13 protein-coding genes are annotated in these 22,864 nt (G+C 42.5%); 6 read left to right on the top strand and 7 right to left on the bottom strand.

The features are described 5' to 3' along the window. Positions 1 to 13: 13 nt before the first annotated feature. From NM125_RS14770 to NM125_RS14755, 4 genes are all read left to right on the top strand, one after another. A complete protein-coding gene (locus NM125_RS14770) occupies positions 14 to 3,094 on the top strand; it encodes an exodeoxyribonuclease V subunit gamma (protein WP_255135746.1) in 3,081 nt (1,026 codons plus the stop codon). Next, positions 3,091 to 6,582 carry an exodeoxyribonuclease V subunit beta gene (gene recB, locus NM125_RS14765; RefSeq protein WP_255135745.1) on the top strand — a complete coding sequence of 1,164 codons (3,492 nt, stop codon included), beginning with the start codon at positions 3,091 to 3,093 and terminating at the stop codon, positions 6,580 to 6,582. Before NM125_RS14770 ends, recB begins: the two co-directional genes overlap by 4 nt. Further along, on the top strand, positions 6,579 to 8,381 hold the full coding sequence (gene recD / locus NM125_RS14760) for an exodeoxyribonuclease V subunit alpha (RefSeq protein ID WP_255135744.1): 1,803 nt from the start codon (positions 6,579 to 6,581) through the stop codon (positions 8,379 to 8,381). The genes recB and recD overlap by 4 nt, the downstream gene beginning before the upstream one ends. Before the next feature lie 319 nt (positions 8,382 to 8,700). Next, positions 8,701 to 10,002, top strand: coding sequence for a hypothetical protein (locus NM125_RS14755; protein WP_255135743.1), 1,302 nt, complete (start codon positions 8,701 to 8,703; stop codon positions 10,000 to 10,002). Positions 10,003 to 10,079: 77 nt separating this feature from the next. On the opposite strand, the gene NM125_RS14750 is transcribed toward NM125_RS14755, so the two are convergent. Continuing rightward, complete coding sequence (locus tag NM125_RS14750; RefSeq protein ID WP_255135742.1) at positions 10,080 to 10,724, bottom strand: FKBP-type peptidyl-prolyl cis-trans isomerase; 645 nt, start codon at positions 10,722 to 10,724, stop codon at positions 10,080 to 10,082. Between the two features lie 217 nt (positions 10,725 to 10,941). Here NM125_RS14750 and NM125_RS14745 point away from each other — a divergent pair, with 217 nt between their 5' ends. Then, entirely contained in the window at positions 10,942 to 12,471 is a 1,530-nt protein-coding gene (locus NM125_RS14745) for a DEAD/DEAH box helicase (RefSeq protein WP_255135741.1), read from the top strand. A gap of 75 nt (positions 12,472 to 12,546) precedes the next feature. Continuing rightward, a complete protein-coding gene (locus NM125_RS14740) occupies positions 12,547 to 13,713 on the top strand; it encodes an alkaline phosphatase (RefSeq protein WP_255135740.1) in 1,167 nt (388 codons plus the stop codon). A gap of 8 nt (positions 13,714 to 13,721) precedes the next feature. On the opposite strand, the gene NM125_RS14735 is transcribed toward NM125_RS14740, so the two are convergent. From NM125_RS14735 to NM125_RS14710, 6 genes are all read right to left on the bottom strand, one after another. Continuing rightward, entirely contained in the window at positions 13,722 to 15,203 is a 1,482-nt protein-coding gene (locus tag NM125_RS14735; protein WP_255135739.1) for a PAS domain-containing sensor histidine kinase, read from the bottom strand. Positions 15,204 to 15,336: 133 nt separating this feature from the next. Then, complete coding sequence (locus NM125_RS14730; protein ID WP_255135738.1) at positions 15,337 to 18,663, bottom strand: PAS domain S-box protein; 3,327 nt, start codon at positions 18,661 to 18,663, stop codon at positions 15,337 to 15,339. Positions 18,664 to 18,807: 144 nt separating this feature from the next. Further along, entirely contained in the window at positions 18,808 to 19,290 is a 483-nt protein-coding gene (locus NM125_RS14725) for an outer membrane beta-barrel protein (RefSeq protein WP_255135737.1), read from the bottom strand. An 84-nt stretch (positions 19,291 to 19,374) separates the two neighbouring features. Next, a complete protein-coding gene (locus NM125_RS14720) occupies positions 19,375 to 19,869 on the bottom strand; it encodes a hypothetical protein (RefSeq protein ID WP_255135736.1) in 495 nt (164 codons plus the stop codon). A gap of 176 nt (positions 19,870 to 20,045) precedes the next feature. Then, a complete protein-coding gene (gene nuoH / locus NM125_RS14715) occupies positions 20,046 to 21,077 on the bottom strand; it encodes an NADH-quinone oxidoreductase subunit NuoH (protein ID WP_255135735.1) in 1,032 nt (343 codons plus the stop codon). Next, a complete protein-coding gene (locus NM125_RS14710) occupies positions 21,078 to 22,814 on the bottom strand; it encodes an NADH-quinone oxidoreductase subunit G (protein ID WP_255135734.1) in 1,737 nt (578 codons plus the stop codon). Positions 22,815 to 22,864: the final 50 nt, after the last annotated feature.

Genomic DNA, 22,864 nt, shown 5'->3' with positions numbered 1-22,864 from the left:
GATACAAGGCACTATGTTCAAAACTTATCATTCACAATCACTACAAACGCTTGCACGTCATTTTTCCGGGATCATAAAACCGGATAACCAAAACCCTTTCTCTAAGCCCTGGGTTATTGTTCAAAACAATGAAATTAAGGAGTGGCTGTCGCTTAAAATAGCGGAAGAGCAGGGTATAGCGGGGAACTTTCGGTTCATTTTTCCTTCCGAATTTTTGTGGATGCTTTACCGGCTACAAAAGGACGAAATTCCCCAGGTTTTACCTGCCGACTTAAATTCAATGCATTGGACTCTCTTTGAACTGCTTTCATCCAATAAAAACCTTTTGGATCAAATACCCTTTTACGATTCTGGCTCTGACACTTCAAAAAAGAGATTTCAACTGTGCGGACAGCTGGCCGATATATTTGATCAGTATCAGGTGTATCGACCGGAAATGATGGAAAGCTGGCTACAACGGCAATTGGCTACGAAAGATCCGAATGAGCGCTGGCAGCTATCTATTTGGAATGCTTTAAATAAACAGTGGACCTCAACCGAAAATATTGAGCATTTACCGAGCAGATCTCAAGCCTATTCAGAGCTGGTAGAATGGCTGGATGATGCCGGCCATGAGCTTTGGAACGGAATACCCGGGAATGTGTACGTATTTGGTTTATCCCACTTGTCAAAGCCGTTTATAGAGATCATAAGCCGCATTGGGAAAAAGCACGACGTTCATTTTTTCTCTTCGGAAAAGGCTGATGATCATTCAAATGAGGACCTGAAACTTTTACTGGATGATTGGGGGAGATCCACTCACGAACAGCTACAGCTGCTAAAGGAAATATTGGACAAAAATGAAGTTCCCGCAGAGACTGTTGCCCCGAAAACAGATGAGGAGGTATCCTTCCCGGCGTTCAAAGTACATTCCTGCCATAACATTCGTCGCGAAGTACAGGTGCTGAAAGATGAGGTGCTTCGGTATATGGATAATAACCCTCAATGCAGATTTAGCGATGTATTAGTCATGATTCCCGATGTGGAGGCTTATTCCGGTATGTTAGAGACGGTTTTTACCAATGATGAAGGCGAGCCTGCAGTTCCTGTTTCGAAATTATCGGGCCGGAGTTATCATTCTTCAGAACACACGCTTAGTGAACTGCTGGAGCTTTTGTCGTCTACATTCAAAGCCAGTGCCTTACTCCAGCTGCTAAATCATGAACCCGTTAAAGATAAATTTTCTTTTTCAGATGCAGATTTAGAACTAATAGAAGAATGGGTGTTGGAGAATCGTATTTACCAAGGCGTTGGGAATGACTTTAATAACCGATATAGCTGGAAGAAGGGCGTAAATCAGCTATTATCAGGCTTTAGTATGGAGCCGGAAACTTTGAATGTATATCAGGAAATGGTGCCATATGGTCGTATTTCCTCATCGGATGATGCAATGCTTTCGGCCCGGCTTGCTCACTTTATACATTTATTGAGATCAGCCGCAGAAGAAATAGCCAATCAGAAAACCCCGGTTGAATGGATTGTATTTACCCGTCGGCTTATTGATGATTTTATCGGGGATGAAAACACCCAAAACTTTCAGGCTGGTACCTTGCGGAAGATGCTTGATAAACTGAAAGAACAGGCATCATTTACTACCTTTAGCCAAGAAGTTCCATTTACCTTAATGAAAGATTGGCTGGTTGGTCAAATATCTAATCATGACTCGTCCTCGGGACGATTTGGGCAGGGAGTTACCGTCAGCTCTTACATTCCATACCGCTCCGTACCTTTCCGCTTTATAGCTTTATTGGGGATGAATGAAAGTGTATTTCCGAGAAAAGCCATTCGTCCCGAATTTGACCTTATTTATGCTGATCCCAAGCCCGGAGATCGTATTCTGAAAGAGGATGACACCTATTTATTTCTGGAAACCATTCAGGCTGCCCGGGAACATCTTCATATTAGTTATCGGGGGCAAGACCAACACTCTGAGTCCACCCGGCTTCCGTCTATTTTGGTGCAGCAGCTGCTGGATGTATTCTTTGAGTCTCAGAAAGAAGGCATTATCAGGCATAGTTTGCACCCATTCAACAAACAATACTTTGTCGGAGACAATCCGAATTCATACTCGGATTTAAATCGACAGCTTTCAGAACGAATGCAAATGGGGAAGCGGGAAGGTCAACCGGTTTTTATCGATCAAAAACTTACTTCAATAGAAAAAGAACCTCCGGAACAAGCACACCTTTCCGACTTAATATCTTTTTTCAATAGTCCCTCTAAATATATATTGCAGAATCAATTAAGTCTTTCATCTTATAATGAATTCAAAGAAATATCAGACCGTGAGTCTTTCAAGTTAAACAGCTTAGAACGCTACAAGCTTGATCATTTACTCTTTGAAATGCTGCAAAAGAACGAGACGGTTGGCATGGTTAGGAAGTACGCCAGTGCTGCAGCCATGATTCCTGAGGCTTTGGAAGGAGAAAAAGTCTTTAACCGTGAAAAGGAAAGCGTTGCAGATTTGTTGAAGCATCTGAAATCCTATACAGAGGCGGATGAACGCACAGAAGAAATCTCTATTGAGATAGCCGGAATTCAATTATATGGCCCTATTCATGGATTGTATGGCGATTTATTGGTTTCCTACCGGGTGGGGCAGCGCAGGGCCGAACATGAGGTGGAACACTGGCTGAAGCATCTCGTGCTGCTTCAAAGTGGTTACAACCTGAATAGAAGCCTGTACTTATCAAAGGATGGAGCCGATATAGAAATACTTGAAATCCGGTCATCTGATATACAATCGAACCCGCTTTCTGAGTATGTGAAGCTCTTATCTGCCAAAATTCCGATTCTACATAAAGCTGCTTTCTTTCCGCAATCCTCAAAAGCTTATGCAAAAGCTATCTTAGATGGGAAAGATACGGAAGAGGCTGTTAAAAAAGCCCGGGCAAAATGGGAGGTTAATCCCCATAAATCATATGCTGAGGAAGCTGACTATTACAATTCGTTGCTTTGGCGGGGATATGATCCTATTGAGTCGGAAGTTTTTAAAGAAAACGCCCTAAAGTTCTGGGAGCCATTCTTGCAAGCCCAACGCGAGGAGGAGGAATGAGCAAGCCATTAGCTGTTTTTGAAGCACCTCTGAAAGGCATAAGCCTGGTGGAGGCCAGTGCTGGAACGGGTAAGACCTATAACATTGCCTCATTGTACGTGCGGGCTATACTGGAGAAAGGACTTGAGCCTTCTCAAATCCTGGTAATGACTTATACAGAGGCTGCTACCGCAGAATTGAAGTTCAGGCTGAGAAGTCGCCTTAAGGAATCGCTACAGGCAATTAAAAGTAATGAAGCCGGTAATGACGGGTTTTTGGAAAATCTTATTAGCCAGGGCTATGATGATGCGGAAGCTAAGCTAAAATCAGCAATAGATAGGTTTGATGAAGCAGCGGTATTCACCATTCATGGCTTTTGTAGCCGCTTACTAACTGAATACAGCCTTCAGTTCGGAGTATCACCCAACTTTGAACTGCTAACGGATCAATCAGAAGTGCTCCAGGATTGCGTGGACGATTACTGGAGGTCATTTATAAGGGGGGCTGAAACCTATTCTAATGACTTTCTGCTGCTTGATTACCTTACAGATGAGGGGTTCGGCCCGGATGAGCTGAAGTCGGTGGTGGATGAAATTATGAATCAGCCAAATTCAGAGGTTATACCGGCTAATTATAACTTAGAAAGATTATATAGTTTAGTTGACCGACTAAGGGATAAATTTAAAGAGGTACAAGTACTCTGGGAAGACGAAGGGGAAACTCTTGAGGAGATTTACAGGGGAGATGATTTAAACCGCGGTATTTACCGAAAAAGCACAGAGGAAAGTGACTGGCTTATTCTCCGGGAATGGCTTAATAATGACAGCGCAAAAATTTGGTATTCGGACAGGCTTGAAAAGTTTGGGACCAAGTTAAGCCGTTCAGGGAAAAAGTCTGCTCCCGACATTCCGGTGCTAAAGATATCCAGGGCCATAGACGAGTATATGGAAATAGCGGACCGGTTAAAGATGCTGAAGATTGCATTTATACAGGAGTCAATAGATCAGATAAGAAACGATTTTGAAAAACAAAAAGAGAATAGCAACCTGCTAACCTACAGCGACTTACTTGAATTATCTGAACAAGGATTGAGTGCTGACTCCTCCGGTAAATTAGCAGAACGGTTAAGTGTAAAATATCCTCTGGCATTGGTGGATGAATTTCAGGATACGGATCCTATACAGTACAGTATTTTCAAGCAGATTTACTACAAAAGAGGGGATGCTGCTTTATTTATGATTGGCGATCCCAAGCAGGCCATCTATGGGTTCAGGGGGGCGGATATATTCACCTACCTGGAGGCCAAGAAAGATTCAGATGATGCTCAATCCTATACTCTGAGTGAGAATCACCGGTCTAACAGCAGAATGATTGAAGGGGTTAACGAATTATTCGGGCAATCAGCTTCTCCTTTTTTGATAGATGGGTTTTCCTTTAATCCAGCCCATTTTCCTTCTCAAAAAGAAGACAGCCCTTATTTAAAAAGTAAATCCGGAGAGGCAGTAACTCCACTTCAGGCTATAACCTTGGATGAAGATGAATACACCTCTAAAGGTGCACTTGAGGAGGATATTTATACAGCTGTGTGCAACGAAGTAACGGAGTTGTTATCCGGCGAATACACCTTGAATGGCCGTGAAGTTGAAGAGAAAGACATCGCCATTTTGATCAGGAAAGGATTTCAGGGCGAGAAAATTCAACAAATGCTGCGGGAAAAAGGGCTGAAAAGTGTGTTAAAATCCCGAACCAGTGTATTTCAAACCCGGGAAGCTGATGAATTACTGCTTGTGCTCAAGTCCATCCAAAAAATCAGTAATGAGCAGGGAATTCGGGCTGCATTATCGACCGAGTTGTTGGGCTATACCGCCGGGGATATTTACCCTTTACTTCAAGATGAGCAGAAATGGGCAAAAATCATTCAACAGTTTGTTCAACTGAAAGAAATATGGGATAAGCAGGGCATTGAAGCGGCATTAGAGCGATTGTTGCAGGAGTTTGGTGTGTTAGGGCGACTATCGGTATTTAAGGACGCAGAGAGGAGAATTACAAACCTCATGCATCTGTCCGAGTTGTTAGGCCAGGCTCAAAGAGAACAGCGGGTGCAGGGAAAAGCTCTGTTGAAATGGTTTCACCAAAAGCAGCAGGAAGGCAGCGCCGACTCTGACGATGAACAGTTGCGGCTGGAAAGTGATGAAGACCTCATCCAGATTTCAACCATACACTCTTCCAAAGGACTTCAGTACCCAATCGTACTGTGTCCTTTTTTGTGGGATTCCGGGGCCGATGTAAAATCGACTGATATATTGAAGTTTCACAGCGATGGGATGAATTACATTGATATCAGTCAGGGGATTTCTCATTCGGAGCGGGAGAAGTATGAATTACTTACGATTGAGCAGCAAATGGCGGAGGAGGTCAGGCTTTCATACGTGGCCTTAACACGATCGATAGCTTCGAGCTTTGTGTTTATTCCCAATTATAAGAAGATTGATCAATCCCCATTATCATCAATACTGCACGGCAAGAATGAATCAGATTCAGGTAGTTTTGATTCTTTATTGTCCATTCTTAACAAGTGCGGTCATATTGAAGTACGTGATCCGGCAGATGGTAAGCCCGCCAAAGGAGATCAGGAATCGGAGGCTGCTTCAACTCTTAAGTCGGCCCAATTCCGAAGAAAGGATATGTATCAATACCCGAGAATGTTGAGTTATTCATCCCTGACGGAGGGAAAGAGCCATACAGACTCAGCTCATGATTACGATGAGTTATTCTACCAATTCGAAAACAAAGCCCCGCTTACCCACGATAAATTTGGGTTCCCGAGAGGGGCGAATGCGGGTACTTTTCTGCACAAAATTTTCGAGGATATATCGTTCAATTCTCCCAAGAACCTTGAACAGGTAATCATTGATAATTTGAATTACTATGGGTTTGAGGAGATATGGAAAACCCCCGTTCAGAAATGGGTAGAGGATGCCCTGGCCATGGAACTGGGCAACCCGCCGGTCTGTCTTTCAACCCTCAAGGATACCAATGTGCTAAAAGAGATGGAGTTCTATTTTCCTGTCCAAAACCTGCAGGTAGGTGAAATTTGGGAGATGATCAGGGGAGAGAAACCCGGGTCGGCAGATCTCGATCATGCTTCGGGATTCATAAAAGGGTTTATCGATCTGATTTTCAGGTATGGAGATAGCTATTATATCCTTGATTATAAGTCCAACCATCTTGGAGACACTCCGGCTGACTATTCGTCTGAAAATCTTTCTCAGGCAATCAAAGATTCAGGCTACGATTTACAGTATCATATTTATTCCCTGGCACTTCATCGGTTTCTTAGAAAAAGAGTCGCTGACTATGATTATGAACAACATTTTGGTGGAGTTCTCTATCTTTTTTTGCGAGGTTTGGATAAGGACAAGCCCGGTAGCGGAGTGTTTTTCGACAAACCGGATTTTGAGTTGATCAGCCAATTGAATCACTATTTTGAGCAGGGAGGGAATCAATGATGGACGTCCTGCCTTACCTGGAAAAGCTGTTGACTGAAGACTTGATCTCTTTACTTGAACTGGAATTTGTGCGTTTTTTGAAGCAAATAGAGCCGGACGTAAAACAGGAAGTATTATTAGCAGCTGCCGCCTGTATTTTTGCCCAACAAAAAGGCCATGTTTGCCTTGATTTCGAAGACTGGAAGGATGAGTATTTATTCGAGGACGTTAAATCTGAGATTAAGTTAACCGATTCCTTGAAAAAAGATTGGAATAAGGCTCTGAAAGAAAGCAGCCTAGTGAGTTCGGGAAATGAACTACAACCGCTGGTTCTGGAAGGCTCTCGACTTTATCTGCATCGCTATTGGAAATATGAGGAGGAGTTGTGTGCCTGGCTGAAGCAGAAAGCTGCCCCCCGGTTGGAGTTGAAGGAGAAGCATAAGAAGGCAATCCAATCTGTTCTGCCTCCGGCTAACGACTTATTTGAAGTAAACTGGCAGCATGTAGCCGTGCAGCTCAGTTTTTTGAAAGACCTGCTCGTAATTTCCGGAGGACCCGGAACAGGAAAAACCTTCACGGTTTTGAACATTATTGCAGCCCAGGCTCAGGCGCATGCACAACAAGATTTTCGAATAGCGCTGGCAGCACCAACTGGAAAGGCAGCCCGGCGGCTTTCTGAATCGATAGAAAGTGGAAAGAAGAATTTGAACCCCGAAGTTTTATCAGGAATTGAAATTCCGGAGTCGGCCCTGACCGTCCACAAACTTCTCGGGTCTGATTTCAGAGGAAGTACATTCAAATTCAATGAAGAGAATCACCTTCCATATGATCTTGTAGTGGTAGATGAGGCTTCCATGCTTGATATCAACATGTGGGTAAGGCTGATCAGAGCTATTGGGCCAAATACCAAACTGATTGTACTGGGAGATAAGGATCAGCTGGCCTCGGTGGAAGCCGGTTCCATTCTTGGTGATATATGCGGAGGTGAGAATACTTTTTCTGAAGGTGTGGCAAGTTCTTTAAGAGAACTACAGGGGATTGATATTCCCGTTGGGGACTCAACCTTACCAATCAACGACTGTATCTTATTTCTGACAAAAAGCTATCGTTTTGGAGAAAACAGCGGTATCCAAAAATTTGCTGAAGCTGTGAATGCATCTGATGCTGATAAGGCAATTGATATACTTAAAGATCACAAATTGGAAGGTTTGTCCTGGGTTGAACCGGACAGTAAAGCAATAGAAGCAGTTTTTAAAACCTATGTGCAGGATCACTATAAGGATTACAGCCAGCTTCCGGAAGAGCAGAGACTGGTCGCTTCACATAAGAAAAAGATTCTCTGTGCCCTCAGGAGAGGGCCATTCGGTGTTGAGTACATGAATGAACGAGCAGAGCGGAGAATACGAAGAAATGAAAGCAGGATAGATAACCGCGAATGGTATGATGGCCGGATTGTAATGGCTACCCGTAATGACTCATTATTAAAAGTAAGGAATGGCGAAATTGGTATATATCAGAAAAAAGGGGAGGTCATTGAGTTTGAAGGAGATCGTCCGGTCAGGGTCTCAGCCGCCCGTTTAAAAGACTATGAACCCGCATTTGCGCTTACTATCCACAAAAGCCAGGGCTCTGAATTTGATGAAGTAGCCATCATATTGCCAAATCAAGTAAATACAGTGCTTTCGAAAGAGATTCTTTATACAGCTGTAACAAGAGCAAGGCTGAGCACTCTTATCATTGTTAAGGAAGAAATTTTAAGGAGAATAATTGAACGAACTGTTTCAAGAAAAAGCGGTGTAAAACAGAAGTTGTGGGAGTAGCTGAAGACGAACTTCATTAAATCTCGGAACAAATCCATTCAAAAAAAGCTACAATGCAATTAAGCATAGTAGCCTTCTATATTTTGTACCCCAAAAAGCCAACGTATCAGGGGGGAGCGGTTGATAGCCGTTTCCCCTTATTTCTTTCCCCAATATGCGAATAGATTTATTTAAATGCCCTTAGAGATTCCTAATTCGTATTAGAGAATTTTTAACATTTCCATAAGCAGTTTTAGTAGAGATATCGTGAAATGCCGCTTGGAACAAAGCTTTTTAATACTTGTTTAAGGTTGTGAACATTAATCCAAGAAAAATCGAAATGTTTACAACAAATCATATAAAACTATCAATTGTAATTTTAATAACGGCGTTGGTAGCTATGGGTTGTTCAACAAACTCATCCAATAATGGAAGTGCTACCATAGAAGGTTCGGTACAACCCGAATCTTCCAAGCAAAAAGTTACAGCTTCTTCTGTAGAAGGAGCCGTTGTAACTGCTGCCAGAGTTACTTCTGAAGGTTCTTTCGAAACCATGGAAGGTACCGAAACAGAAACGAATGCGTCAGGCAATTTTATGCTTGAAGTAGACGTGGAAGCAGCTGAAAACATTGTTATTGTTGCGAAGAAAGAGGGTAATGAATGGAGGGGATTTCTTTCCAGTGAAGTTGAAAATGGAAGTTCAGTTACGCTGAAACCCATCAACACAGAATCTACGGCAGAGTCTTCGGTATTTGCCGAAGTAGTTGCTTCCGGTAATGCTGATATCGTTCAGAAGTCTGATATCGAAGCTGTGGTGACCAATAACGTGGCATCAGAGGTAGAATCCGGACTTACTTCTTCTGCTCAAATTGCAGCCGCTCTTAAAAATTCTGCGGAAGCAAGAGTAGAGTTCTATAGCGAAATGATGCAGGACAATTCCGAAGAAGCCCTTGAAGAAACCTACGAACTGTTAGCGGAAGCTCAGTTTCAGTTAGAATCTGAACTTGCTGCTTCTTCAAGTGCTGAAGCACGATCCGAAGCGTACGACGTATTTATAGAATCAACCGTTAACGCATACGTAAATGCCGGACTGGATGCATCTGCAACAGCCAAAGCTCTTGAAATGTGGAGCCGTGTTACTGTTAATAGTATGACAGCCGTTTCTTCTGAAATCAAGAATGATGTAAGAGCTCAAGCTTCCTTAATAGCTGCAACTGCTGTTGACTTAGCCGTGCAGGCAGAAGCTGAAGCAACGGAAATGTCTGAAAGTTCCAAGCAGGCAATTATAGATGCAGGCGTAGAACTGCGATCCGACATTGAAGCAAGTGCCGGCGTAGCCAGCGAAGTAGAAGCTGCATTTGAAGCATACCATGACGAAGTAAGAAACACCATGGAAAGTGATACGGCATTTGAAGCAACTGTTATTCTGAATATCGACAACGAGATTAATTCAGATAATGGTGCCAAATCAAATTTCAGTAGCTCTATTTCAGGAATTCTGAAAGCAAGTGCTGTATTTGATGTGTACGAATCATTCTTTACAAGCATTCAGGGAACAGTAGAAAGTAACCTGTCAGGCAGCAGTGAATCAGAAATTGAAGCTGTTAGCCAAATTATGATTCTCATCAACCTTGCGTCTTAAACGCAACAACGATTAGAAATAAAAAACCCCGGCACATTAAGTTGTGTCGGGGTTTTCTTTTTGGAATAGATATTCTGTTAATTAGAACTTGCTGCTTCTTTTACTTCCAGCAGTTCTACTTTAAATACCAGCGTTTCGTTGGGACCAATGGGGCTGCCCTGTGGAGCTCTGCTGCCATAAGCAAGCTCGGCCGGAATATAGAACTCGTAAGTGGCGCCTTCTTTCATAAGCTGTACACCTTCTGTCCAGCCCGGAATTACACGGTTAAGAGGAAATTCAGCAGGCTGACCTCTGTCGTACGAACTGTCAAATACTTCTCCGTCCAGTAATTTTCCTTCATAGTGCACGCGAACGGTGTTTTCCGCGGAAGGAGACGCTCCATCACCTTCTTCAATCACTTTATATTGAAGGCCGGATTCGGTTTCCTGAATGCCTTCTTTGTTGATGTTCTCTTCAAGAAACGCCTGACCGGCTTCCAGGTTTTCCTGGCCTCTCATTTCGGTTAATTCCTGCAGGTAGCTACTGGTAACCGAACGAATTTGTTCCTGCGTAAGCAGTCCGTCTTCTGATGATAGTCCGGCATTAATTCCGGCGTTGTAGTTATTCATTTCCAGTTCATCGATGCCTTCACGGCTCAAAAACATTCCATTTTGGTAACCAAGTGCATAACTGACACTGTCAAGTTTGGTGCTGAGGTCAGCTTCGGAAGAGCTTGATCCCATTTTTTGTTGATTGCATGCTGAAACTAATAGCATTGCGCTCAATAGAGAACTGAAGAATAGTTTATTAAATCTCATAGTTAAGTTTTGATGATTAGAATTATAAAGTTCAATTTCGTTAATCATTATAAAATAGGGCAAATCATAGCAAAGTGGAATAAATAATCCGTCATCTGTGTATATTGTGGCATCATAAGAAATTTCAATACAGACGAGACCATTGACATTTAACGATTTTGACTTCAAAGACGAGCTTAAAGCCGGCTTGAGAGACATTGGCTACACAGACCCGACTCCCATACAAGAACAGACCATACCCATCATCCTTCAGAAAAAGGATATTATTGGAGCCGCACAAACGGGTACAGGTAAAACAGGAGCATTTGTTATTCCTGTACTACAACAGATTTTAGAAAATCCATCCGAACATACTCAGGCGCTGATCTTATCCCCAACCCGGGAACTGGCGCAGCAAATAGACGAACAAATTTTTGCACTGGGGTACCACACCGGTATTTCCTCTGCAAATATAATTGGGGGTGAAGACTTTTCTCAGCAAGCTAAAGCCATTCGCTCTGGTGTTGATATTATTGTTGCCACACCGGGAAGGCTGATTGATCAGACCAAGGTGCTGGACATTGACTTCAGTCACATTAAGTTTTTGGTGTTGGATGAAGCCGATCGTATGCTCGATATGGGCTTTTTACCGGATGTCACAAAAATCATCAAAAAGCTTCCTAAAGAACGACAAACAATGTTGTTCTCCGCCACGATGCCAAATGAGATCAAGGATTTGGCCAATCAGTTTATGAATGATCCTGAGAAAGTGGAAATCGCTATTGAAAAGCCATCAGGCAGTATTGAACAGCAGGCTTATTTTGTGGATCAAAAACAGAAGCTAAGTTTGGTTCAGAGTGTGCTTGATGATCTGAAGTGGGATTCTTGCATTATCTTCTGTGCTACCAAAAGAGGAACGGACGAGCTGGAACGCCTGCTGGTTAAGAAGGGGATCAAGGCCGGCAGTATTCACGGCGATCGCGATCAGGATGAAAGAAATAAAGCCCTGCATGAATTTAAAAGCGGACAGGTTCCCGTTATCGTAGCTACGGATGTATTGGCCCGTGGTATTGATATTGCGGATGTTTCTCTTATTATTAATTACGATGTACCTCGCGCCGTGGATGATTATGTGCACCGTATTGGCCGAACCGGTCGTTATGATAAGACCGGAGTTGCCGTCACATTTGTAAACAAAAAGGACAAACGTGCTTTTAAAGCCATTCAGGATAAAGTAGGGGATCAGTTGGAGATTTTAGATCTTCCATCTTCAGGTAAACCTGCTTCCCAAGATAAAAAATCATCAAAAAGTACATCAGAGAAAAAGAGACGGCCATCCGAATCGAAGAAGAAGTCTGAATCAGAGAGTAAAAAAGAAAAATCGGATAAACCGAAACCGGAAAAGAAAAAGACCAAGACCAAGAAGTTGACTCAAAAAGAGATAGCTGAAGCCAACAAAAAAGTTCAAAACCTGGATTCTGTTGACGTTGTCTTGAAAGGAAGTACTGCCAAAGATTCGAAACCGAAAGCAAAGAAACAATCGTCGGACAAACCCAAACGATCCGATAATAACAAGAGCTCTCAGGAACCGGTTATTCCTGCCGAACGCATTACCAAGGCTACCAAAAGGAATCAGAATTCACTTAAACCTGCAAAAGGTTTGTGGGGATTGATCAAGGCGTTCTTTTCATAAAAGGATAGCCATACTTTTACATTCTCTTAATTCAAAGCCCAAGCAGAACCGTTACTTTCAGAAAAAAAATTAGCTATGAAGAAGTTTTTATTTCTATCCGTACTGTTAATCATTTCAACTTCCTGCCAGAACCCAGATAATTCTGAGAATACCGAAATTATGCCGGTTGCGACCTCAGATTCAGAAATACCGGAACTCTTACCGCTGGTAGAAGGGAAGACGGTTAAGAACATCATCTTCTTAATCGGAGACGGTACCGGATTGGCACAAATCACATCCGGTCAATATGCTTTGGTCGGTCCGGACGGGTTGTTGCATATGCAAACGATGCCGGTAACGGGATTTGTAAAAACACACTCTTCGGATAATTTAATTACGGATTCCGCTTCAGGGGCAACGGCCTATTCTTGCGGACTGAAAACTTATAACGGAGCTATAGCCGTAAACCCGGATAAAGAAGCTTGTAAGACAATTTTAGAATTAGCGGAAGAAATGGGCTTGAGCACCGGTTTAATAGCCACTTCCTCTATAACCCATGCTACGCCGGCCAGTTTTGCCTCTCATGTAGAAAGCCGAAGTATGGAAGAAGAAATAGCGGTTCAGTTGCTGAATTCCGGAGCTGAAGTAATGCTGGGCGGAGGGTTCGAGTTCTTTTCCTCACAATATCGCAGTGACTCTTTGGATCTGATCACACAAGCCGAGGAAGCTGGGTATCAGTTACTTCGCAATAAGGAGGAGCTTGATAACAGTGAAGCTGAAATGCTTTTGGGTTTATTTGCAAATGATGGCCTGGAAAGAGCGGAAACAGAGCCTTCAACCTCTGCTATGACTACAAAGGCGCTGGATATTCTGAGCCGCAATGAAGATGGATTTTTTCTGATGATTGAAGGGAGTCAGATTGATTGGGGCGGCCATGGAAACAACACCGATTATGTACTCAATGAAGTGGAAGATTTTGATGCGGCCGTAAAAACAGCTCTGGATTTTGCACGCCAAGACGGTGAAACGCTGGTTGTATTAACAGCCGACCACGAAACCGGCGGAATGACATTACAGCGGCAGCGTGCTGAAGGAGATTCTTTAGAGATTTACTGGACCACCGGTTATCACACCGGAATACCTGTTCCACTGATGGCATATGGCCCGCAGGCTACCGAGTTTATGGGATGGAGAGACAATACTTACGTGGGTAAAAGAATGGCCGAATTACTGAATCTCGGTTCTCTCCCTCAAATGAAGTAAAGAAAAAACTACGAAAGCTGGTGATCAGCTATTTCTGATGAGTCAGTTCGTTTAAATGACATGGAGAAGGAGGTTCCGTTTCCTTCTTTATTGTTTTCGTATTCGTAGCTGGCTTCAATTTGCTGGCTGAGTACATCGATTAAGTGTACGCCCAAAGTGCCCTGTTCTAAATTCTTATCGGTAGGGAAGCCAATGCCATTGTCCGTTATTTCAATCCGGATAAGTTTATCCCTTTCCGATAGAGTAAAACTAATATTACCTTCCTCTTTGTCAGGGAATGCGTGTTTGTAAGTATTCGTCAATACCTCATTTACAATGAGAGAGGCGGGAATAGCCTGATTGATGTTGAGGTGGATGAGTTCGCAATCGATATCCACCTCTACATTTGTTGTTGTTTGCAGGGTCTCTGAAATGTTCTCCACCAGTCTGGTCAGTGTATCCGAAAACTCCAGCTTTGAAAAACTTTGTGACTGGTACAACAATTCGTGAACCGTTGCCATGGTTTTTATCCGAACTACACTGTCGTACAATTTCTCTTTCAGGCTGTCATTATCAGCTTCATAAGCCTGTAGTTGCATCATACCGGAAACAACAGCCAGATTATTCTTCACCCTGTGATGAATTTCGGAGAGCAACGTATTCTTCTCCGCCAACGATTCTTGCAGCTTTCTTTCAGCCGCCTTTTCTGTTGTCACATCTTTTTGGGTAGCCCAAACCCGGGTCAGTGCTCCATTTTCAACGATGCCGGAAATATTGTTAAAGAAGTATTTTGTATTTCCGTCCTTATCTAACTCAATACTCAGTGCATCCTTAATGTTGTAATTTGAGTCTATAATATTTTTGAAATACTCAATACTGTGCTCACTTTTTTCACTGCCAAAGAAGAATTCCAGTCTCTTCCCAACAATTTCACTGCTGTCATTATAGCCGTACATTTCTGCCATGGCCTCGTTACAGGCAGCCAGGTATCCATGTTTAAAAAACATAGATACTTGTTCAAGAGGAGGGAGTGAAGTATCGATGGGTTTTTCAAACTCGAACAAATAAATGCCCTCTGTACTGTTCTGTACAAAGCCGCGATATTGTTCCTCACTTTTCCGTAACGACTGTTCCGTGAGCTTTTGTTCGGTAATGTCTATGGATGTACCTACAAGACTTGCTATACTACCATCGTCATCATTCAGCGGAGTCAGAGTGGTCAAATAATAACGTTCTCCCTTATCCGGCAAGTTTATCTTCTCTTCGTATGAGATTCTTTTACCTTCATTCACGCACCTTTGGTACACGTTCTTAAGGTGATTAGCGACCTCGGCTGGAAATATTTCGTGGGTGTATTTACCCACAATTTCATCTCTCTCTTTATTGATGAAGGCCAGTTGAGCTTTGTTTACATCCTTGATGCTGAATAATCCGTTGGCATGTACATTGATAACAAAAACACTATTGGGGATGTTATCCAGTATTTGATGACTGTATGAGGTTGAAACCATGAAGTACTAACTCTTAAAAAGCTTGGAATAGTAATTGGAATAGTAATATGTTATTTAACAAAGAGCGATGTTGCTTATACCTGTTTTAATACTTATCGAAGGTACACGAGTTTACTTTAGGAAAAAATTACATTTATTTAAGATGCCTGTTTCCTATGCCTTTATTGCTTTGTTTTCGGAATGATAATTCAAAAAGAGTTCCGGAAGTTCCATTCTCGTACTTGTAAGTGGCATTGATTTGCTCGCTTAAGACCCGTATCAGATGAAAGCCCAAAGAGGTGTTTACATCTAAGTCAAAACCCTCGGGAAATCCTACACCGTCATCTTTTATCTGAATATTTATATGCTCGTTCTTTTTGTCCAGCTTAAACGCCACATTCCCTTTTTCACGTCCTTTAAAAGCGTGTTTGTAAATATTAGTGATCACTTCATTTACTATCAATGAAGCGGGGATAGCCTGATTTATATTCAATTTAATAGGTTCACAGTCTATGGTTGTTTCGATATAGGTATTGGAGCGCAGGGTGTCGGATATATTCTCCACAAGTTTTTGGAGGGTATCAGAGAATTCAAGCTTGGAAAAGCTTTGAGACTGGTACAGCAGTTCATGTACCGTGGCCATGGTTTTAATGCGAACCACGCTGTCAAACAGCTTAGCTTGTAAATCAGCGTTTTCGGTATCATAGGCCTGCAGTTGAATCATCCCGGAAACAACGGCTAAATTATTTTTTACACGATGATGGATTTCTGAAAGCAATGTTTCTTTTTCAGAGAGGGAGGCCTGAATTTCTTCTTTTGAAAAAACTTCTTCGGTAATGTCCTGAATAGCCCCAATCATCCGGGTGGCCCATCCGTCTTCATTTCTTTTGATGTACCCGTTTTCTCTTACATGCGCATAGTCTCCATTCGCTTTCTTCAGCCGATATTCATAAGCCCAATGATTCATGGATACATCCTTAAGGGTAAACTTTAAGGCCTCCCGAACTTCCTCTACATCGTCGGGGTGAATCAGGTCGATCCATCGGTTAACAGAGGCGTCAATATCCGAAGGTTTGTACCCAAACAGGGAGTACAAGCCATCTCCCCAGTGAATGGTATCTTTCTCTGCATCCCAGTCATAAATGGCATCGCGGGTAGCTTTGGAAACATAATGGTATCGCTCCAGGCTATTCTGGAGTTTTTCCTCATACTTCTTACGCTCAGTTATATCTGTAAGAGATCCAACAATGGATACCGTTTCCCCATTAACTACCAAAGGAGCTTCGTTTACTTCAACCCAAATAATCTCATCTTTGCCTGTCCTTAACTGAAGTTCGTAAGGCGGTTGTGTTTCACCCGTGTCAATAGCTTTTTGTGTTATTGCCACTCCTTTTTGATTGATAGGATGATCGGTGATGAATTCCGTCCATCGCTTTTTGGCTTCTTCCGGTTCATACCCCAGAAAATAGTCCGATTGAGGGCTCACGTAGTTTAGAACCCCATCAACACCATGGGTATAGAACATATTAGTGCTGTGCTCAACAACGTTTCTGTATTTCTCTTCTGCTTTCTTAAGTTTATCCTCTGCTATTTTGCGATCGGTAATGTCTTGGGTACTCCCAAAAACCCGGATACATTCGCCATTGGCTTGTTCAGGAGTTCCTACAGCACGGATCCACTTTTTGTTGCCCTTGGCTGTAATTATGGTCAGCTCAACATCGAATGATTCATTGCGTTCGATAGCATTATCTACAGCTTTTTGAATTTCATTTCTACTTTCACCTTCCTCATAAAATTCAATCGCTGTTTCCAGATCAGGTTCATAGTCTGCTGGCACATCGTGAAGTTCTTTAATAAACGGTGACCAGAACAATTTTTCCTGCTGTAAATCAAGTTCCCAATTTCCAATTTTGGCAATCTGATAAGTTTCTTCCATCAGATTGATGAGCCTTTTTTGCTCATTTATATCAATCATTAACCCACGCAGTAAATCCGGCTCGTCATTCTTCGTGATTACGGTAACCACATCCCTAACCCAGATATACTCGCCCGAGGCTTTTTTGAATCGATATTCAAAGTCGTGATTGAATCCTTTTTTGGTCTGGCTCTGGCAGTATGCTACGGATTTCTCTCGGTCTTCGGGGTGAATATTCTTTTCCCAAAAATTGGAGTTGTTGATCCATTCCTCAGCAGTATACCCAAATATATGTTCCGACTGCGGACTGATATAGGTAAACTCAAAGGTGTCGGCTTTAGCTTCCCAAATAACACCTTCAACACTTCTTACCAACGATTCATACTTCTCCTTGGATCGTTCGAGTAGTTTTTCAGTCAGTACCTGCTCATGGACATCTCTGATATTATCGACAATACCGGCAACTGAGGGTTCATGTCTCAGGTCGGTAATCGATGTTTCGTACCACCTCCAGCTTCCGTCTCTTTGCCGCATCCGAACAGGAGGGACTTTCACACTTTTTCCGGGGTTTTCCATTGCTTTCAGAATGGCTTTTTTCACCAAATGAAAGTCTTCAGGATGGGTAACATCGGTTACATTTATATCTTGTGCTTCTTCCGGCTTGTAGCCAAAAACAGGCTCAACGGAAGGGGTTACATATTTAGGATCTCCATCACTGTCAAGAATTACTACTACGTCACCGCCTTGTTCAACAAGGGATCGAAATCGAGCTTCCTTTTCTTCTAAACTCTGCTTGGCCTTTTTCTCAGAAGTAATTTCTCGTAGTGTTATAAATGCCCCAAAAATATCATCATTGGAACGTTTTGCCGGTTTATAAATCACATTGAAATACCTGTAACCACCGGCCTTAATTGGTACCGGGAGTTCTAATTCAATGGTTTCTCCACTAAGGACTCGGTCATATATTACTTCAATCTCTTTTCTTCTTTCAGGTAGCGCATACTCAAGTATTGAAACCCCTTTTTGAACCTCTATACCGAAAATTTCCTTATAATTTTGGGCAAATTGATCATTACATAGCAGTATTTCTAAATTCTCATTGGTTAAAATGAAGCTTCCTTCGGTGTGGTTGAGGATGATGTCTTTCTGTTCCTCAATCAACACATTGTCGGTAATGTCTGAGGCTGTACAAAGCAAATAGGCTAAACGATCTTCGTTATCATAATATGGAGCTACAGTAAATTCCCAGTATGTAAGCTGAGGCTTACCCTTATCAGTGGTAATATCGTACCGGATTTTTGGGATCTTCTGTATTTGTTCGGTTTCAAGGGCTTTTCGAAATGATGACAAGACCATTTGGAAACCGGAAAACTTATGATTCTCACAACTATTTTGATAAGCATCAGTAAAAGATTTTCCAACGATATCTTTCTCTTGCCGGCTCGAAACTTTTTTCAAGGCATCGTTTACAGCCACAATGGTAAAAGCCGGATCATCAATGTTTATAAGGGCCGTGGGAACAGGCAGTGCCCTAAAGATCTCAACGTTTTTTTCTTTTTCTATCATACTTAATGATAACTACTTATCAAACCAAAATCCCGAGCTTGCTTATTCAAGCCCAAGGTTATTCTTTGCCAACTAACCCTATTAAACTAAAAAAGCCGCCCTGTTGCAAGGCGGCTTTGTGACATAATACATATTTATGATGGATCAGAAATAAAAAGTGGCTGACACTCTGGCTCCGGTTGAAAGGTTTGTAGCGCTATCCCCAAACCGGCTGTTCAGGTTAGCATCAGCGCTTACGCTGAACTGATTTGAAAAGAAGTACTCGGCACCATAACCTACACCAAGATTAAAGTCGGTTACGGAGTTATTTGTATTACTGAAAGAAGTATTTGTAAATCCTAAAGTGCCAGTAAAGTACGTACTCAATGCGTTGCTGGTACTTGCATAGTATCGTGGTCGGATACCAACCGAAACATTAGTTGACTGATCCTGCGTTGTGCTGAAGCCGAGGTAAGGGGCAAGAGAAAGAGATTCATTCAGCATATAAGGCATCTCTATGGAGTTCTGTCCGGTTAAGTTAGCGCGTATTCCAAACGACCCTGTTTCGGGAATGGATTGTGCCTGAGCCGAAAAAGATAAGCCTAGTATAATTCCAAGTAGGATGGTACAAACTTTTGAGAAATTCATTAGTGTCTCCAATAGTTGGTTAGTTCGTATTTATTATTCATTGTGTAAGAGTAAAAGATGTGCAAAATGTTACTCTTATAGTAATCATTCAATATTGTATAACTCTTTAATCTGATCATAGTTCCGATAATCAATAGCTTTGGTTCGGATGATTTCTGAAGGTGGGATTGCGATTACCCGAAGTACATCGCCATCAAAAAGAGCTTCATTTGCCTGATTATTATCAGCTACTTCGCCTTCCAATACCAAGCTGATATTATCAACATCGAATGAATAACGGAGATTTACGAGGTCATTCTCAAAAGGAATGGAATAAGGGAGGGCATGCCATGCTGTGGTACCTTCAAACCGGATATAACCTAATACAAGGCCATAATCAACCATTTCCGCATCAAGATTATCCCATCCATAATTAGCAACAGACACATATTCGTCCTGGGAAACGAAATCGTTGGCACGAATTGTGATAGTGCTTGAATAAACGAGGTCTACTTCGCCTTCCACATCATTATCGTAAATAGTGCAAGATGAGAGTGAAATTAGCATTAGCGCAAGGAAAAGTAATTTAATTGTTTTCATAACCTGCTCCGTATTTTTGGGGTTTAACGTTCCTTCAGGAACACGGAGTAAGGATAGAAAGCAGAGAGCTGGGATTATATCACATCTTTAGATTAGGCAGTTCATGCGATAAAGGATGGGCAATAAAAAAAAGCCGGCATAACCGGCTTTAAGGAAATCAGATATGCTGAATAATCTTAGAACCAGTGTGTATATGCGTACATACCGGCTGCAATCAGCATGAAATTGAGGATACTTAGCGGAAGTAGTCGGGCCCAGCCAAGCTTCATAACCTGATTGTACTTGAATCGCGGGATGGTCCAGCGTACCCAAATGAATACGAAGCACCAGAATACTACTTTAGCCATGAATACGGATACATCCAGAACGCCTTTCGCTAATGCGCTCATTTCGGGCAGCCAATATCCTGCAAATGGCAGGTGGTAACTTCCAAAGAAAAAGGTAGTAATAAGAACACTACCGATGAATACGTGCATGTATTCGGCAAGGAAAAACATTCCGAAACGCATACCACTGTATTCGGTATGGAAACCACCCACAAGTTCCTGCTCAGCCTCAACCAAATCAAATGGAGTTCGGTTAGCCTCTGCAAATGCAGCAATTATAAAGATGATGGCTCCAATCGGGTTTATAAACACATTCCACAGATACTCCTGTGAAGCAGCAATTTCAACCATACTCAGGGACCCGGCCACTAAAACTACCGAAGCCAAGGCCATACCCATGGGGAGTTCATAACTGATCATCTGAGCTGCGGCTCTGAGTCCACCAAGAAGAGAGTACTTACTGTTAGAAGACCAACCGGCCAAAGTAACACCATATACACCCAGAGAGGCAATAGCTAAAATAAAGAGAACACCAGCATTGATATCAGTTACATAAAGGTTTTCCCCAAAAGGAATCACTGATACCGTCATAAAAGCAGTAAAAACCGGAATAACCGGGGCAATATGGTGAATAACTTTATAGCCTTGAGAAGGTGTAACGTCTTCTTTTAGCAGAAGCTTTACAACATCGGCAACGGGCTGTAGCAAACCGGCAGGTCCTACACGGTTTGGTCCCACACGATTCTGAATTAACCCGGCAATACGACGCTCAGCATACACCAAAAGGGCTGCTGAATTAAGCCAGGTAAAAATACCTAAGCTAAGAACGGCAACCCAGGTAGGGATAAAAAGTCCTAAAATATCAATTCCACCTGTACTCATTTATGCAGTTGCCTCTTTTTTGTTTGAAGGGTTAAGGTTCACGCCCATTTCATTGTCCATTCGCTCGTAGCTAATGTTTTCGAAGGATGGGTTTGAAGATGCAATTTCATCCATAATTTCACGAGATGCACCAAATTCAACATCTAATCCCAATCGATCGGCCAATCGGTTCATGATTTCCCAGGCAGGAGCACAATCAACCTTATTGTCTTCGGTAACCCAGTTATCAAAATTGGTTCCGTAGCGATCCAGTCGGCCTTGTGACATTTCCAGATCCAGGCTTCGGTGTGTGTACTTGGTTTCTTTGGCAGGGAAGGAGCGCTGAATTCGCCCATCCACATTTACGTAGCTGGCTGCATGCTCAGCAATACAAGTAACCGGAATCACAAGATCAGCTGATTTACTGGTATCGCATTCATTGGTTGAAAGCAGTATGCTGAATTTACCTTTCAGATCTTCAGCAGAAAGCACGTCGCGATCTATAAGTTCATCCGAAAGCATAATAACGATCTTAGCGTCATTTACGTCAGCTTTCAGGTCATTGCTTTCTTCATAACCAATCAGCTTCACACCACTTGTGTTGGGAGCCTGATCGTCGGTGAGCAAGAAATCATCACCTGCACCTTCAATAATGTGAGGAGCAAACTTAAAATTATTAACGCCCCAAAGATTAAACACTTTCATCAGCGCGTAATTCTCTTCTACAGATGCATGAGCACTTCCGATCACTAAAACATCTTCCGGCTTTCCGGCTTCCAGCGTTTCAGCAAAGGTTTCTATGGCGTTGTTCCAGGAAGTTTTTGACTGGTTATCTCCATCCAGCTTAAGGGCAGGGCGGGAGATACGGTTCTCGTTAAATCTTCGGTAAACTTCCCGGCCTTCATCAGCCATCCAGTGGTCGTTAACTTCTCCATTAAATCTTGGAGTGATTCGGAGCACGAGGTTATCACGCGTCCAGATATCTATGTTGGTTCCCTTACCATTGGTTACATCAATACTTGGGGTTTGGTTCATTTCCCAAACACGTGCCTTAAACCGGAAATCGGTAGAGGTTAGTGCTCCAACCGGACAAATATCAATGGTATTCATTGAATAGGGATCGTCAAACTCACGTCCGGGCGCCGTAATCGGGTAATTCTTATCGCCGCGGGAAGTAATGGTAAGCTGATGTGTTTCACTGATTTCTTCCGTAAACCGAACACATCGCGTACAGTTAATGCATCGTTCAGCATCGAGGGTAACTCTTGGGCCAAGCTCAACACGCTTAGGCTTATGTACTTTCTTAACTTCAAAACGGCTGCCTTCCGGACCGTATTTGTAGGTTTGAATTTGCAGCGGACATTCACCGGCTTGATCACAAATAGGACAGTCAAGAGGGTGATTCACCAGGATCAGCTCCATAGTATCTTTCTGAGCCCGGGCTACTTCCTCGCTTGTTTCCTGCGTTTCAACAACCATACCATCTTGCATTTGCATGGTACAGGAAGTCTGCATCTTTGGAAACCATCTGATTTCTCGGTCCCCGTTCTCATCCAGTTCATACTCGCCAGTTTCCTGATTTTTCACAGGGGTACCCACTTTCACGTAACACTGCCGGCAGTTAGCCGGAGCGCTCATAGAAGGGTGGTAGCAAAAGAAGGGAACTTCTTTGCCGTTATCTAAAATGAACTGAAGCAGACCTTTATCAGTACCTTCTTCAAATTCGTATCGTTGTCCGTCTATAAATATTTCTGGCATCTCACAATTTTTGATTTATGATCGATGATTCAATCAAAAGATCATCACTT

This window comes from Gracilimonas sediminicola, assembly GCF_024320785.1.
Taxonomy (GTDB): Bacteria; Bacteroidota; Rhodothermia; order Balneolales; family Balneolaceae; genus Gracilimonas; species Gracilimonas sediminicola.
The sequence above is the reverse complement of the archived record's forward strand: the minus strand, read 5'-3'. Positions and strand labels throughout refer to the sequence as shown.

What these genes read in the sequence shown, in the direction of transcription:
- NM125_RS14770 (WP_255135746.1), top strand. Translation starts at nt 14, where the DNA reads ATGTTCAAAACTTATCATTCACAATCACTACAAACGCTTGCACGTCAT.
- NM125_RS14720 (WP_255135736.1), bottom strand. Translation starts at nt 19,869, where the DNA reads ATGAAAACAATTAAATTACTTTTCCTTGCGCTAATGCTAATTTCACTC.
- nuoH (WP_255135735.1), bottom strand. Translation starts at nt 21,077, where the DNA reads ATGAGTACAGGTGGAATTGATATTTTAGGACTTTTTATCCCTACCTGG.
- recD (WP_255135744.1), top strand. Translation starts at nt 6,579, where the DNA reads ATGATGGACGTCCTGCCTTACCTGGAAAAGCTGTTGACTGAAGACTTG.
- NM125_RS14740 (WP_255135740.1), top strand. Translation starts at nt 12,547, where the DNA reads ATGAAGAAGTTTTTATTTCTATCCGTACTGTTAATCATTTCAACTTCC.
- NM125_RS14725 (WP_255135737.1), bottom strand. Translation starts at nt 19,290, where the DNA reads ATGAATTTCTCAAAAGTTTGTACCATCCTACTTGGAATTATACTAGGC.
- NM125_RS14735 (WP_255135739.1), bottom strand. Translation starts at nt 15,203, where the DNA reads ATGGTTTCAACCTCATACAGTCATCAAATACTGGATAACATCCCCAAT.
- NM125_RS14710 (WP_255135734.1), bottom strand. Translation starts at nt 22,814, where the DNA reads ATGCCAGAAATATTTATAGACGGACAACGATACGAATTTGAAGAAGGT.
- NM125_RS14730 (WP_255135738.1), bottom strand. Translation starts at nt 18,663, where the DNA reads ATGATAGAAAAAGAAAAAAACGTTGAGATCTTTAGGGCACTGCCTGTT.
- NM125_RS14755 (WP_255135743.1), top strand. Translation starts at nt 8,701, where the DNA reads ATGTTTACAACAAATCATATAAAACTATCAATTGTAATTTTAATAACG.
- recB (WP_255135745.1), top strand. Translation starts at nt 3,091, where the DNA reads ATGAGCAAGCCATTAGCTGTTTTTGAAGCACCTCTGAAAGGCATAAGC.
- NM125_RS14750 (WP_255135742.1), bottom strand. Translation starts at nt 10,724, where the DNA reads ATGGGATCAAGCTCTTCCGAAGCTGACCTCAGCACCAAACTTGACAGT.